A 14,315-nucleotide genomic window follows, 5' to 3' on the forward strand; every position below is an offset into this window, starting at 1 on the left:
GTCGACACGCAGACCCTTGGTACGCGACGAAGCATCGTCGGCATAGGACGTGGCGCGGTTCTGGTTGTTGATGATGCCGATGTTCGGATCGACATTGCTGCCCCAGTACGCCGGGTTCTGGAAGTCACCCTTGCCGTACAGCACGCTCAACGTAGCGTTGTCCGTGATGTAGCTGGTGTAGTGGGCGATCATGATCTTGGCGTTGTCGGCCGACTGCGTATTGACGCTGTTGAACGTACCCGACTTCAGCGTGTTGTAGTCGTAGTTGTACGTCGCGCCGATACCGGTGCCGAACGTGCCGTCACTGCCGTTGTAATCGCTCTGCAGGAAGGTGCCTTCGAGGACATTGTTGTCATCGATGTTCCAATCCACCTTGCCGTAGAACTTGTTGCGGTGGGTGGTGTAGTAGCTGACCTGGGACAGCGAGCGCGAGCTCGTGCTGGTGTACTTGTTCTTGGTCTGCTCGGCAGCCAGGAAGATGAACAGCTTGTCCTTGATCAGCGGGCCGCCGACATAGGCGGAATACACGGTCTGCCAACCCTTATCGTGAGCACGATAACGGTTCAGCTGACCCGGCGCGTAACCCGCCTGATGCGTGAAGCCGGCCGGCAGGCTCTGGGTCGGCATGTACTCGCTCTTCGGGCTCGCGCGCAGGAAGCGCGGGGTCCAGGCGATCTGACCGCCGAAGTGCCACTCATTGGTGCCACGCTTACCGACCTGGCTGATCACGCCGCCGTCGGAACGACCGTACTTGGCGCTGAAGCCGCCAGTCAGGGTTTCCTGCTGGGCGATGGAACCGTACGGCAGCTGGAAGCCACCGATGTTGCGGTACGGCTCGCCGGTGTTGTAACCGTTCACGTAATAGGCGTTCTCGGCCACGCTCGAACCACCGAAGGAAACGGCGTTACCGAAGTAGCCGCTGCCCTGGACGGTGCCCGGCGACAGCAGAGCGATCGACTCGGCACTGCGGCCGACCGGCAGCTTTTCCAGATCGCTGGCGGTGATGACGGTGCTCGAGTTCACGCTGGTGACGTCGATCGACGGCAGCGCGTTGGCGCGCACCTGGACCTGCGACAGTTCCTGCGCGTTCGCGGCGGTGTTGAAGTCAACCTCGGTACCGGAACCGACGGCAATCGACACGTTGTTGTGCGTGGAAACGACTTCACCGTTGTTGCTCAGCGTAACGGTGTAGGTGCCGACCGGCAGGTTGCTGACCGTGTAACGGCCGTTCTGGCCGACGGTCACCTTGCGCGAGACACCCGAGCCCGTGACCTGGACGGTCTGGCCGGCGGCGGACGGCGCGGTACCGAAGATGGTACCGGTCGTGGCCTGGCCGAAGGCGACGCCAGTGAAGCCCAAGCCCACGGCAAGGGCGACAGTGAGAGCGTTACGACGCGTAAGCGCCCCGCCTGTCAGTTTGCGATTGTTCATTACGATGATCTCCCCAGATCAGCCCAACTGGGCCATACAAAGCAAAGCAACCTGGCTTTACACCGGTCACCTGGAACACAGCGAACGTGTGGCAAGCAACTGTTTCCTCGCCAAATTTTGTTGAGAAAACACCCGCTTGACATCCATTCGCTGCAGATTAGCAACGACTGGCTATGCCCTTCGGAATAGGACTCCATGCCAGTCTGCGTTCCTGACGCTACCGCTGAACCTAACAGCATGTCAACACTTTCTTAGCAATTGCACGCAGGTCCCTGAATCCAGCTGCCTCCCATGAACTGGCGAGACTTGCGTCACATCAGCCCCGACGATTACTGCCAACCCGTCCACGCGCGGCCTTCACCTGCACACACATAAAAAAGCCGCCGGACTCCGCCGGCGGCCAGATCTGGGGAGATCGGCCGAGCTGCAAGCAACCCGGCCGGATTGTTGTTATGCCTTACAAGGAGAAGTCGTAGCGCACCCCCAGGCGGACATAACGCGGCGTCTGGTACGAAATCGTGCGTCCGTAGCTCGGGTTGCCGCCATTGGTCTCCACAATCGACAACGTCCGCTGCTGCGTGAATACGTTGAAGATGTCGGCGGTGAAGGCCAGGTTGTGGTCAGCCCAGGCCGGACGCCACTGCGCACTCAGATCCAGGCGATAGGTCCACGGCAGCCGACCCTGCGAACCGCGCGGCGTCGCTTCCGGCGTGCCGTCGTGGTTGAGATCGCAGAAGAAGAACGATGTGCCGTAACCCTGACGATCCAATGTGCCCGGCGCGTTGCCGATGCAGTTCTTCGGACGACCCGAGGCGATCGCCACGTTCGCGCCGAACAACCATTCCGGTGTCATCTGCCAGTAGCCGTATGCCTTCAGCTGATGGCGGCGGTCGTTCGGCAGGTAGCCGCTCGAACCGATCATCAGTTCCGGGAAATCCCAGTCCTGCGTGACGGACGGATCCAGCTGACCGATGTCCGACTTCAGCAGACCCTCCGAGTTGCCGTAGCTCTTGGACCAGACGTACTCGGCCTTGCCGAACCAGTTGTCGGAGAACTGATGCGTCAGGTAGATGTTCACCGCCAGGTACTTACGCTTCAGCTTCGGGAAACCAACGCCATTGCTGTTGCCGGCGAAGTCCGCGTTGGTCAGGGTCCAGTCGTGGTACGAACCATCGCCGTACTGCACGGAGAACGTATTGGCTTGGCCCGGGTTGAACAGGTAGCAGTTCGGGCCCAGCGCCGCACTGATGCCCAACGCCTGCGCATCGATGTTGTTCCGTGCCGCATACGCCGCGAACGGCGCTTCGTCGCAGAAGTCGTCGATGATGCTCTTCAGGTTGCGATAGGTCGCCTTTGCACCGAAGGTCCAGTCGGCCCCGAGCGTCTTGTCGAAGCCAAGGATGAACTCATCCTGGTAGTACGCCTTCAAGCCCTTGGCCGCAACCGAACGCGGATCCGGCGCGGTCACGCCGTCTGCACCATTGGAATACAGAATGCCGGTCACCGGCGACAGCCCGCTCGGCACACCCGTGGCCGGGTCGACACCCGTGTAGGTGAAGTACTGTCCCTGGAACAGCGAAGCCGACGCACCGCGGATCGCGACATTGGACGGGATCGCCAAATGATTGCGACCAGCGTTGGCATAGACCTTCAGACTGGAATCGCCGTACACATCCCAGGTGAGACCCAAACGCGGCGCCAACTGGTGGCGCTGCTTGACGTAGATCTGGCCACTGCCATTGAAGTTGCTGAACTGCTCGTTACGCAGACCGATGTAGGCCAACCACTTGTCGTTGATCTGCCAGTGGTCCTCGATGTACTGCGCTTCCTGCTCGACCTTGACGTTCGCCGAGAAATCGATGATGCGCTGACGCACCAGGTACGGCGGCGGATTGGCCGGCAGGTTGGCATTCGGATAGCCGGTCAGATTCACATCCGCCGTATCCTGATACAGGTAGTACACGCCACCTTCGTACTGCAGACCCGAGTAGGACTTCAGATTCAAGTTGTCCAGACCCGCGCGCAGATGGTGATCGCCAAGTTGGTACTCGACGTCCAGACGCCAGCCATCCGTGTTGTCTTCGGCACCCGGCGACAGCACCGTGCCCCCCGTGATGCCGCAGCCGTTGATCGTGTTCGGATCACTGCGCAGATCGACCACCAGCGGGCATGGAACGCCCGTCGCACCCAGCGGCGTATCCACGTGCTTGGACTTGGTCTTGCCGTAGTTGGCCGTCACCGTCAGGTTGTCGGTCAGGTAGCCGGTGTACTTGGCGATGTACATCGAGCCACCCGGCGACGCGCCGGCACCGAGGATGTCGTAATTCTTCAGATACTCGGTACCGAGCAGCGGGCCCTCGGTCATGGTCGAGTAATCGTAGGAATACACCGTTCGGTTTGTCTTGGTGGTGTCACCCAGCGCGGTGAACTCGAACAGATTGCTGTCGGTGATGTTCCAGTTGATCTTGGCCAACCAGCGCGTGGTCTTGGTATCGGTCTTCGCGGCCGTGCCGGCCAGTTCCGAACCGATGCCGCGAGAACCGCTGGTCTCGCGCTTCTCCGCCGTGGCATACAGGAACAGGCGATCTTTGATCAGCGGACCGCTGATATAAGCGCCGTAGCGCGTGGCCCAGGTCTTGTTGCCGCTGCGGTCCTGATACAGTTGGCCGTCCTTGCCGTTGCCATTGCGCGGGTAATAGATATCACGCGGCGAATCCGACAGCGCACGCGGCGCCCAGTCGACCGTCGCACCGAAGCGCCAGGTATTGCCGCCGCTCTTGGTCACGATGTTGACCACGCCACCCGTCGAACGACCGTACTCGGCACCCAAGCCACCCGTGATGACCTGCTGCTGATCAATGGCATCGAACGGGAGCTCGGTGAAGCCCAGACCCGTCAGCGCGTTGGTAACCGGGAAGCCGTTGACGTAGTACTGGTTCTCGGCTGCCGAAGCACCGCCGAAGCTGACCACGTTGCCATAGCGCGAGTCACCGGCCACCGTACCCGGGGCCAGCAGCGAAGCGGCATTGACCGTCTGCCCCAGCGGTACCTTCTGCAGCTCCTGCGCAGTCAGCACCGTACGCGAGTCCACATTGGACACGTCGATGGCCGGCAAGGCAGACGCCACGACCTGGACGCCCTCAAGGCTCGTCGTGTTCGCCGCCGAAGTGAACGAAACGTCGGTACCCGTGCTGATGCTGACCTGCACGTTGTCACGACTGGAGATCACTTTGCCGTCGCGCATCAACGTGACGTTGTAGCGGCCGATCGGCAGCGAGGACGCGCGATAACGGCCATCCGCATCGACAGACAGCGTGCGCGTCTGGCCCGTATCGGTGTTCTGGATCTGTACGGTGGAGCCTTGCCCCCCCTGCACCTGTCCGAAAATGATGCCGGTCGCGCTGGACTGGGCCAGCGCACCGCCGCTTGCGACACACATGCCCAACGCAACGGCCAAGGCCGTGCGACGCATGTAGGTAGGACGAGTGGTAGTACGCGAAATCATGACTCTGGTTGCTCCCCGGTATGGACGCCGCTGGATCGTGACGGCGTAAAATGTTGCGATTTCCAGTGTGAAGCGAGACACTCCCGAACAGGGGGCAAGTCGTTATCACACGGAACCTTCCGCATCACGCGTCGCTTTTTTGATGACTTCGATCACGGACAACGCGTGCGTTGGGAGGCAGATATATCGTGATATCTTACGTCAGTCAACAATAATTTACGGTTTTTGTTGCAGGGCCGTAACTCTGAGAAGTTTTAGAAATGGATAATAAAAATAGTACTTTAGACGTAATCGAAGAAAACACGGGGTTCGCGGATCGCATAAAATTGCTGTCTTCGCGCTACGGAGGGGTCTCAAGAATCGCAAGAATGTGCGGATTCTCGGAGGGAGTGGTTCGCAGCTGGCGGGATGGCCGTTCCGACCCGTCCCGCACGCGCTGCATGGCGCTGGCCAAGGGACTGGGTGTATCTCTGCTGTGGGTCGTGGCCGGGGAAGGGCCGATGCAGTCCAGCAGAGAGAAAACCGCCATGAAGCCGGCGCAATCGACGGAAGCGCAATCCAGACAAATGGACCCGCAGCGACTATCGGCTGCCATCGAGGTGCTGGAGTCCACGCTGAAACTGGCTGGAGCCGACCCGTCGATCGCCCGTAACAGCGACCTGCTGGCCGACTACTACGAGTTGCTCGGTCACACCGACCCGGTCCAGCGCGCACGCATCGCCGCCGTGCTCAACCAGCGCGTCATGGAACGCGTACGGAGCAACGAAAAAGTCGCCTGACTTGTTGCCACGAACAAAGATCCGGCGCTTGCGAAGCGCCGGGATCGAGTGCGCCCGGAAGTTACAGCCGAGCGATGTCGGCGATGGCGAGGAAACGGTTCTGCAGATGGGCCAGCAGCGCCAGACGATTGGCGCGGACATCGGCGTCCTCGGCCATGACCAGAATCTCGTCGAAGAAACGATCCACCGGAGCCTGCAGAGCCGCCAGTCGCGCCAGGGCCGCAGCATAGTCGCCGGCCTCGATGCACTGCGCACTCTCGCTGCTTGCCGCCTCCAGCGCCGCCGCCAACTCGCGCTCGGCATCGTCCTCGAATCGGGCCGGGTCGATCTTCAGCGAAGCCGCATCAGCACCTTCCTCGGCCTGCTTGCGTAGCAGGTTGCCGACCCGCTTGTTGGCCGCCGTCAGACTGGCTGCCTGTGGCCGTCCGGCAAAATCGACCACCGCGCGTAGACGGCGATCGAAATCGACCAGACTGGACGGAGCCACCGCCGCCACTGCTTCGAAAATGTCCGTGCTCACATCCTGGTCGGCGTAATAGCCACGCAGACGATCGAGCACGAAGGCATACAGTTCCCGCCCCAGCACCGTACGACGCGCCCCGGCGTCCAGCGCCGGCTTTTTGCCGTCCTTGCCCGCCTTCATTCCCGCCGCCAGCGCGGCATCGGGCAACAATTGCAGTGCCTCGGTGAGCGCGGCCTTCAGATCGATGTCCATCGCCCCTTCGATGAGCGTGCGCGCCAGTCCCAGCGCGGCACGGCGCAGCGCGAACGGATCCTTGTTGCCGGACGGTTTCATGCCGACCGCGAAGATGCCGGCCAGCGTGTCCAGGCGCTCGGCCACGGCCAGCACCCGCGCCAGTGGCTGCACAGCAATGGCATCACCGGCATGGCGCGGTTGATAGAACGCATCCAGCGCGTCGGCCACGGCCTCCGGTTCGCCGTGCGCGGTGGCGTAGTAACGCCCCATCACACCCTGCAATTCGGGAAACTCGCCGACCATACGCGTCATCAGATCGCATTTGCTCAATGCCGCAGCCAGCGTCGCCCGCCCCGCGTCGACACCGACCCGGTTAGCGATGACGCGCGCCAGTTCGGCCACGCGCACACTCTTGTCCCAGACGCTGCCCAGCGCCTGTTGGTAGGTGACGTGCTTCAGCGCTTCCTGATAACCCGACAACGGCGTCTTCAGGTCTTCGTCGTAGAAGAACTTGGCATCGGCGAAGCGCGGACGGATCACGCGCTCGTAGCCCTTGCGGATTTCCGCCGGATCGTTCGACGCGATGTTGGCCACGCCGATGAAACGCTCGACCAGCTTGCCGTCCGCACCGAATACCGGCACGAACTTCTGATTGGTCTCCATCGTGGTGACCAGCGCTTCCGGCGGAACCGCCAGGAATTCCGACTCGAACGCGCAGGCAATGGCCACCGGCCACTCGGTCAGATTGGCGATCTCGTCCAGCAATGCGTCGGACAGCCGCGGCGTGCCACCGAGATCGGCCGCGACACGGGCCACCTCGTCACGCACACGCTGCCGGCGTTCGACCGGATCGGCCAGGACCTTCGCTTCGCGCAGCGCATCGAGCCAAGCGTCGGCGTCGGCCACATGCACCGGCGCGGGATGATGGAAACGATGGCCTCGGGTCTGTCGCCCGCTGCGCAGCTCCATGATCTCGGCGTCGATGACGTCGGCGCCGTGCAGCATCACCAGCCAGTGCGCCGGGCGCACGAACGCGTAGTCGTGATCGGCCCAGCGCATCGGACGTGGAATCGGCAGCTGCTTCAGCGATGCGGCGACGATGTCCGGCAACAATTCGGCCAGTGCCTTGCCCGGTTGCACAGCGCGGTAGACATACCATGCGCCCTTGTCGGTCTCGATCGTTTCCAGCGCGTCGACCCCGACACCGCAGGAACCGGCGAACCCCTGCAGTGCCCGGGTCGGCTGGCCGTCGGCATCCAGCCCGGCCTTCACCGCAGGACCACGACGCTCGATGGCCTGGTCCGGCTGCATCGGCGCCACGGCGGGGATGTGCACGGCCAGTCGGCGCGGCGAACAATAACGATGCGCGTGCGCCAGGTCGGCCTCGATGCCTTGCTGCTTCAGCCCTTGCACCACACCCTGCGCAAAGGCCTCGGACAGCGCATCAAGCGCCTTCGGCGGCAATTCCTCGGTGCCCAGTTCGATCAGCAGCGAACGTGCCTCAGACATGCGCGGTCTCCTTGTTCTGGTTGCGCAGACCCGGGAATCCGAGCTTCTCGCGTTGGGCGACATAGGTTTCGGCCACGGCGCGCGACAGCGTGCGCACACGCAGGATGTAGCGCTGGCGCTCGGTGACGCTGATGGCGCGACGCGCGTCCAGCAGATTGAAGGTATGACTGGCCTTCATCACCTGCTCGTAAGCCGGCAGCGGCAGACCGGCCTCGACCAGTTTCTTCGCTTCCGCTTCGCAGGTATCGAACCAACCCAGCAGCGCCTCGACGTTCGCATGCTCGAAGTTGTAGGTCGACTGCTCGACCTCGTTCTGGTGGAACACGTCGCCGTAGCTCACCGTGCCATGCGGCGCCTGCGTCCACACCAGGTCGTAGACGTTGTCCACGTTCTGCAGGTACATCGCCAGACGTTCCAGGCCGTAGGTGATCTCGCCCGTCACCGGGCGGCATTCCAGACCGCCGGCCTGCTGGAAATAGGTGAACTGGGTGACTTCCATGCCATTCAGCCAGACTTCCCAGCCCTGTCCCCAGGCACCCAGCGTGGGCGATTCCCAGTTGTCCTCGACCAGACGAAGGTCGTGCACCCGCGGATCGATGCCCAGCGCCTCGAGCGAACCGAAGTACAGATCGACGATGTTGTCCGGATTGGGCTTCAGCACTACCTGATACTGGTAGTAATGCTGCAGACGATTCGGGTTGTCGCCGTAACGACCGTCGGTCGGCCGGCGTGAAGGCTGCACGTAGGCCGCGGCCCAGGGCTCCGGCCCGAGGGAACGAAGGAATGTGGCCGGATGAAACGTGCCGGCGCCGACCTCGGTATCGAGCGGCTGCAGCAGCACACATCCCTGGTCGGCCCAGTACTGATTGAGCCTCTGGATGATCTGTTGGAACGTCGGCGCGGACATGGTCACGTCTGGCTTGCGGCAAAGCGCGTTAGTATACCTTCGCTGACTCCGGAGGTACGACGCAATGGTCGCCCGCGCGCATTCGCAATCCACCCTGGGACGACGCGGTCGCCTGGCGCTGGACGAAGTCCTGAACGAGCTGGTCAAGGATGGATTCCTTCGACCCGAAGACCGCGCACAGGTGCGTATGGGGCAGCTCAGCGGCCGCAGCGCCCTGGAACTGCATCCGCTGGCGATCATCGCCGAAGCCAAACTGCCCAACCGCAACGACGACGCGCAGCGACGGCTGGGCATCGAGTTGCTGACCGAGTGGCTGGCCGGCAAGTCCGGCCTGGATTACTGCAAGATCGATCCGATGAAGATCGACGCGCCCTCGGTGACGCGTGTCGTCAGCAATACCTACGCCCTGCGCCATCGCATCCTGCCCATCGAAGCGCATGCCGAATATGTGGTCTTCGCCACCTGCGAACCGTTCGAGACGCGCTGGGCCACGGACCTCTCGCAGATGCTGCGGCGCGAGATCCGTGTGGTGGTGTCCAATCCGCTCGACATCCAGCGCTTTCTCACCGAACTCTACGGCGTGCAGCGGTCGATCCAGCTCGCACATGATGCGAACGGGGAAGGCCCCGCCGGCTCGGCGATCCTCAACTTCGAACAGCTGGTCGAACTGGGCAAGGGCGGCGAGCTGGGCGCCGACGATCGTCACGTCGTGCACATCGTCGACTGGCTGCTGCAGTATGCATTCGAACAACGCGCTTCGGACATCCATCTCGAACCGCGCCGCGAGAGCGGCAACATGCGTTTCCGCATCGACGGCGTGATGCAGAAGGTGTTCGAGCTGCCTTCCCCGGTGATGACCGCGGTTACCTCGCGCATCAAGATTCTCGGTCGCCTCGACGTGGCCGAGAAGCGCCGTCCCCAGGATGGCCGCATCAAGACCCGCTCGTCGACCGGGCGCGAAGTCGAAATGCGCATCTCGACCATGCCGACCGCATTCGGCGAGAAAGTCGTGGCCCGCATCTTCGATCCCGAGGTCGCAGCCAAGGACTTCAGCCAGCTGGGCTTCTCGCCCACCGAAGACGCCGTGTGGCGACAGATGATCGGCCGGCCCAACGGCATCGTGCTGGTCACCGGCCCGACCGGCTCGGGCAAGACGACCACACTGTACTCCACGCTCAAGCACTTGGCGCGGCCGGAACTGAACGTGTGCACGGTCGAAGACCCGATCGAGATGGTCGCAACCGAGTTCAACCAGATGCAGGTGCAGCCGGCCATCGATCTGGACTTCGCGGCGGGCGTGCGCACGCTGCTGCGCCAGGACCCGGACATCATCATGGTCGGCGAGATCCGCGACCTGGAGACCGCGCAGATGGCGGTGCAGGCTTCGCTGACCGGCCACTTGGTGCTCTCCACGCTGCATACCAACGATGCCCCCAGCGCCGTGACCCGCCTGCTCGACTTGGGCGTTCCGCATTATCTGATCCAATCGACGCTGGCCGGCGTAGTCGCACAACGATTGGTGCGCACCCTGTGTCCACACTGCAAATCCGAAACCGTGCAGGACCCGGTCGCCTGGAATGCACTGACCCATGGCTACGTCCTGCCTCTGCCGGCACGCGTCAACGAGCCGCAAGGCTGCCTCGAATGTCGCAAGACCGGTTTTCTCGGCCGAACCGGCGTCTATGAAATGCTGCGCATGAGCCCGCGACTGCGCGGCATGCTCGGGCCGCAACTGGACCTGCAGGATTTCACCGAAGCGGCACGCAAGGAAGGTATGCAACCGCTTCGCGTCTCCGCCGCCGCGCAGGTGGTTCGCGGAGTGACTACGGTCGAGGAAGTGCTCTCCGTACTGCCGCTGGACGAGATGCGCCAGGACGAGGATTCCCCGTCAAGCTAGACGCGACATCCGACCGACTTTGTCCGTACCGTCTCGCGTGCGAAAATTTCGATCCATTCCCCGGGAAGCATCAAGGCATGCGCAAAGTCGACGTTGGAGCAAGCATCGAATGGATCGGATCGGCCTTCCGAACTGTGCGCGCACACCCGACGGAATTCCTGGTCATGGGACTCATCTTCACGCTGATCCCGCTGGTGCCGCTACTCGGCGGCATCGTGATTCTTCTGCTCGGGCCGGCACTGCTCGCCGGCATGATCTACGCCGCCCACGAGGCGGACCAGGGACGCACACCGAAGATCGGCCAGCTGTTCCAGGCATTCCAGGAAGGCGATCGCATCGGCTCGCTCATCGCCTTGTGCCTCCCGGTGTTCGCCGCCGGCATTTTGATGATTCTCGTCGCCATGCCGATCATCATGGCCATCGCAGGCAGTGGGAAAATCGACGCCAGCACCCTGTCCGATCAGGCCGCGCTCGCCGCTGCGCTGCATCCGATTCTCGCCGGCATGGCCGGACGCCTGCTGCTGACGTTCGCCTTGATCGTGGTGATCGCCTTCATCACCGGCATGCTGACCTTTCTTGCCGCGGCCTGCATCATGCTCGGCCACGACCCCGCCTTTACCGCGATGCGCAAGAGCTTCGCCGCCTGCGCCCGCAATTTCGGCGCCTATTTCGTGACGGTGCTGTTGCTGGGCCTTGGGCTGGGGCTAGTCCGTGTCATGCTGAGTCTGCTTCTGCCGGACCTGCTCGCGGCGTTGCTGACCAGCACGCCCTATTACGCGCTACTGGGTCCACTGACCTATGCCGCCTATCGCTCCATCTTCGGCGACGATGTTTCGCACCGCGAAGACGAAGCCGTCGCACCGCCACCGCCCATCTCGCATACCTTCGAAGCCTGACCGGTCGCGTTCCGACTGCGTTCAAGCCGCAATTACAGATGCCCAGCGGAAAAATCATGCCGCCTTCGACACCGCGTCGATCGCCGGATTTCGCGCAGGCACAACATGGCAATCAACCCCGCATGCGCCGCATGACCGCATGTCGGGAGAACAGCGCAAAGCCCATGCCGTAGACGAAACCTGCAATGTGGCTCCACCACACCACCTCGCCGAAGCCCGGCCCAGCATACGTAAAGGCCAATTGCAGCAGCACCCACAGCGCGATCAAGAACGCGGCGGGCACGCGCACGAATTCCAGGTAGAGTCCCAGCGGCAGAACCAGTCCCAACCGGGCTCGCGGGAACAGCACCAGGTAGGCCCCGACCACCGCCGACACCGCACCGCTACAGCCGATGATCGGCGCATGCATGCCTGCCAGGGTCAAGGCACCCACGAGGTTGGCCGCCATGCCGCCTGTCAGGAACAGCAGCATGAAGCGCCGCGATCCCAGCACGCGTTCGCCTTCAAGACCGAAGATCACCAGGAACAGCATGTTGCCGAGCAGGTGCAGCCAGGAGATGTGGATGAACAAGGCCGTCAGCAGGCGCACGATGTCGGGATCCAGCACGCGCTGCCACCACGCACCCGGCGCCTCGAACAACAGCGACGGCACGGTGCCCCAGCGCAGCACCCAGGCCATTTCGTGCGCCGACGAACTGAGTGTCAAGGCGGTAAAAAAGGCCACACAGGCGACGACCAGCAACAACGTCGCCCACCGCGGGCCACGATGACGTCGGCCCGGCACCTTCACGAACATCACGCTGTCGCTCCGGCTTCCATCACGGCACATCTCGGGCCAGATGCGGACCGCTGTCATCCAGAGAGCTCAGCGCGAAGAGCGTCTCCGGACCGATGACCCCGTCGACAGGAATACCGTACGCCCGCTGCAGCTTGCGTACCCGTTCCTGTACGGTCTGATCGTAGATTAACGGCCGATAGCTGCCGCTGCGGTCGCCATCCAGCTTGCGCAATTGCTGCCGAACCCAGGCAACGGCCTGTCCGGCATCGCCACGGTGGACGCTCGACGGCATCCACGGCGGCAGGCGAAATGGCGCCATGAAACGGCCGTGCCAGATCGTTTGCAGTGCGGCCTTGGTGATCTCCACCGACTTGCCACCGACAAACAGTCTCACCTGATCGTCACCGACGCCGAGCAACAACACATGGCGCACTCCGCTTGCGTCTTTCAGCTCCAACAGCATCGGTCGATCGAATCGCTTGAGTTGATCGAGAGTACCGGTACCGGCCACGCAGTCGAATCCGGGAAACACCACGGCATTGCAACGCATCGCATCGGAGACCGACACATCGTTCGAAGTCACCTGCCATCGCGCCAGCAACTCGCTCCATGCCGCCATTCGCGCTGCGCCCGCATCCGGCAATTGCGCCAGAAGCCGGGCACCTTCCTGCATCGCCTTTTCGTGCGCCTGCTGTGCGGTAGCCTCGCTGGCCACCGGTGGTGCAGGTGTATGCAACCACCATGTAAGTCCAGCGCCGACCAGCATCACCAGCAATGCAGCCCGCCACCACCAGCGATAGCGCCGCACCCAGTACTGAACATGGCCGGGAAGCACGTCGCCCGCGGCGCGCTGCACGAGACCTTCGCCCACCTGACGAGCGTTGGCCTCTGCACCGAGCTGCAGGGCGCGGTCGGCAATGGCGTTCACCAGTCGCGGTATGCCGCCTGCATACCGATACAGGTTGCGCAAGCCAAGCCGGGTGAACGGCTGTACCGCCGCTCCGGCCGTAGCCATGCGGTGACGCACATACGGTTCCAGATCTGCGCTGTCGAGCCGGGTCAACTCCTCACGAATGCCGATGCGTTGCGCCAATGCGCGAAGCGGCCCCGAGTGCAACCGCGCATCCAGGCTCGGGCCGGCCAGGAGCAAGACGTGTATCAACTTGTGCGCAGGCGTCTGCAGATTGGTCAGCTGTCGCAGCTGCTCCAGCGCGGCGTCCGACAGTTCCTGTGCCTCGTCGATCACCAGCAGCACGCGCTGACCCTGTGCATAGGTATCCATCAAAAACGCACTCAGCGCATCGATCATCAGCTGCCCGCGTGCGCGCTCACCCGGTTCCAGGGGCACGCGCAACGCATGACACACCGTTTCCAGCAATTCATCCGCACTGACGCCCGTATAACGAATACGGGCAATGCGGATATCGGCTTCGGCCAAGCGTGCCAGCAGCAGCCGCGCCATGAGTGTCTTGCCGCTGCCGTACTCGCCACTAAGCAGCATGATGCCGCCGCTCCCGCTGCGAATCTCGCGCTCAAGCCGCTCAAGCAGCGCCTCCAGCCGCGGCGGCAGCCAGACGAATCGCTCGTCTGGCGCCGTAGCGAAGGGGGCTTCCTTCAGGCCGTAGTAATCCAGATACATGCGTCTACTGTAGCGAAACTGGCGCTTCTTGGATGCTGACTTGGCACGTATGTTCCCATCCAGTGCTGCAGCATCCGTCAGCGCGTTGCATCGCCAGGGCGGTGCGCTCCGTTCGGTGCACGCCGGGACGCGATGCATAAAAAAAGCCCCCGAGGTATCTCGGGGGCTTTTCGTATGAGGTCCCTGGCGGTGACCTACTCTCGCATGGCAACTGCCACACTACCATTGGCGCGGGTGCGTTTCACTGCCGAGTTCGGGATGGGATCGGGTGGGACCA

General features: G+C 62.9%; 9 protein-coding genes and 1 rRNA gene. 3 read left to right on the forward strand and 7 right to left on the reverse strand.

Features of this window, described 5'->3' with window-relative positions:
* Together HF690_RS14820 and HF690_RS14825 are read right to left on the reverse strand one after the other, a co-directional pair.
* On the reverse strand, nucleotides 1–1,431 hold a 1,431-nt coding region (locus HF690_RS14820; protein ID WP_168609994.1), incomplete at its 3' end, for a TonB-dependent receptor.
* Nucleotides 1,432–1,888: 457 nt separating this feature from the next.
* Nucleotides 1,889–4,870: a TonB-dependent receptor gene (locus HF690_RS14825; protein ID WP_240151803.1), complete on the reverse strand. Its 2,982-nt coding sequence runs from the start codon at nucleotides 4,868–4,870 to the stop codon at nucleotides 1,889–1,891.
* Nucleotides 4,871–5,325: 455 nt separating this feature from the next.
* Between HF690_RS14825 and HF690_RS14830 the strand changes: the two genes are divergently transcribed.
* Entirely contained in the window at nucleotides 5,326–5,715 is a 390-nt protein-coding gene (locus HF690_RS14830; RefSeq protein WP_205300849.1) for a hypothetical protein, read from the forward strand.
* A 61-nt stretch (nucleotides 5,716–5,776) separates the two neighbouring features.
* On the opposite strand, the gene glyS is transcribed toward HF690_RS14830, so the two are convergent.
* Nucleotides 5,777–7,921: a glycine--tRNA ligase subunit beta gene (gene glyS / locus HF690_RS14835; protein WP_168609997.1), complete on the reverse strand. Its 2,145-nt coding sequence runs from the start codon at nucleotides 7,919–7,921 to the stop codon at nucleotides 5,777–5,779.
* Nucleotides 7,914–8,828: a glycine--tRNA ligase subunit alpha gene (glyQ, locus tag HF690_RS14840; RefSeq protein ID WP_168609998.1), complete on the reverse strand. Its 915-nt coding sequence runs from the start codon at nucleotides 8,826–8,828 to the stop codon at nucleotides 7,914–7,916. The genes glyS and glyQ overlap by 8 nt, the downstream gene beginning before the upstream one ends.
* A gap of 64 nt (nucleotides 8,829–8,892) precedes the next feature.
* On the opposite strand from glyQ, the gene HF690_RS14845 reads away from it, so the two are divergent.
* Complete coding sequence (locus HF690_RS14845; protein WP_168609999.1) at nucleotides 8,893–10,725, forward strand: GspE/PulE family protein; 1,833 nt, start codon at nucleotides 8,893–8,895, stop codon at nucleotides 10,723–10,725.
* Nucleotides 10,726–10,802: 77 nt separating this feature from the next.
* The gene (locus HF690_RS14850; RefSeq protein ID WP_275690282.1) at nucleotides 10,803–11,621 is read left to right on the forward strand and encodes a BPSS1780 family membrane protein; all 819 of its coding nucleotides are present in this window, start codon (nucleotides 10,803–10,805) and stop codon (nucleotides 11,619–11,621) included.
* 112 nt (nucleotides 11,622–11,733) lie between these two features.
* Here HF690_RS14850 and HF690_RS14855 read toward each other — a convergent pair whose 3' ends face one another.
* The 3 genes from HF690_RS14855 to rrf all read right to left on the reverse strand — a co-directional run.
* The gene (locus tag HF690_RS14855) at nucleotides 11,734–12,417 is read right to left on the reverse strand and encodes a rhomboid family intramembrane serine protease (protein ID WP_113066107.1); all 684 of its coding nucleotides are present in this window, start codon (nucleotides 12,415–12,417) and stop codon (nucleotides 11,734–11,736) included.
* Between the two features lie 22 nt (nucleotides 12,418–12,439).
* Complete coding sequence (locus tag HF690_RS14860; RefSeq protein WP_168610001.1) at nucleotides 12,440–14,038, reverse strand: AAA family ATPase; 1,599 nt, start codon at nucleotides 14,036–14,038, stop codon at nucleotides 12,440–12,442.
* A 181-nt stretch (nucleotides 14,039–14,219) separates the two neighbouring features.
* Nucleotides 14,220–14,315, reverse strand: a 5S ribosomal RNA gene (gene rrf / locus HF690_RS14865); the annotation flags it as partial.

Origin of the sequence: Oleiagrimonas citrea, from assembly GCF_012395255.1 — a bacterium.
GTDB classification, from domain to species: domain Bacteria; phylum Pseudomonadota; class Gammaproteobacteria; order Xanthomonadales; family Rhodanobacteraceae; genus Oleiagrimonas; species Oleiagrimonas citrea.

What these genes read in the sequence shown, in the direction of transcription:
- HF690_RS14855 (WP_113066107.1), bottom strand. Translation starts at nt 12,417, where the DNA reads ATGTTCGTGAAGGTGCCGGGCCGACGTCATCGTGGCCCGCGGTGGGCG.
- HF690_RS14845 (WP_168609999.1), top strand. Translation starts at nt 8,893, where the DNA reads ATGGTCGCCCGCGCGCATTCGCAATCCACCCTGGGACGACGCGGTCGC.
- HF690_RS14825 (WP_240151803.1), bottom strand. Translation starts at nt 4,870, where the DNA reads ATGTGTGTCGCAAGCGGCGGTGCGCTGGCCCAGTCCAGCGCGACCGGC.
- glyQ (WP_168609998.1), bottom strand. Translation starts at nt 8,828, where the DNA reads ATGTCCGCGCCGACGTTCCAACAGATCATCCAGAGGCTCAATCAGTAC.
- HF690_RS14850 (WP_275690282.1), top strand. Translation starts at nt 10,803, where the DNA reads ATGCGCAAAGTCGACGTTGGAGCAAGCATCGAATGGATCGGATCGGCC.
- HF690_RS14860 (WP_168610001.1), bottom strand. Translation starts at nt 14,038, where the DNA reads ATGTATCTGGATTACTACGGCCTGAAGGAAGCCCCCTTCGCTACGGCG.
- glyS (WP_168609997.1), bottom strand. Translation starts at nt 7,921, where the DNA reads ATGTCTGAGGCACGTTCGCTGCTGATCGAACTGGGCACCGAGGAATTG.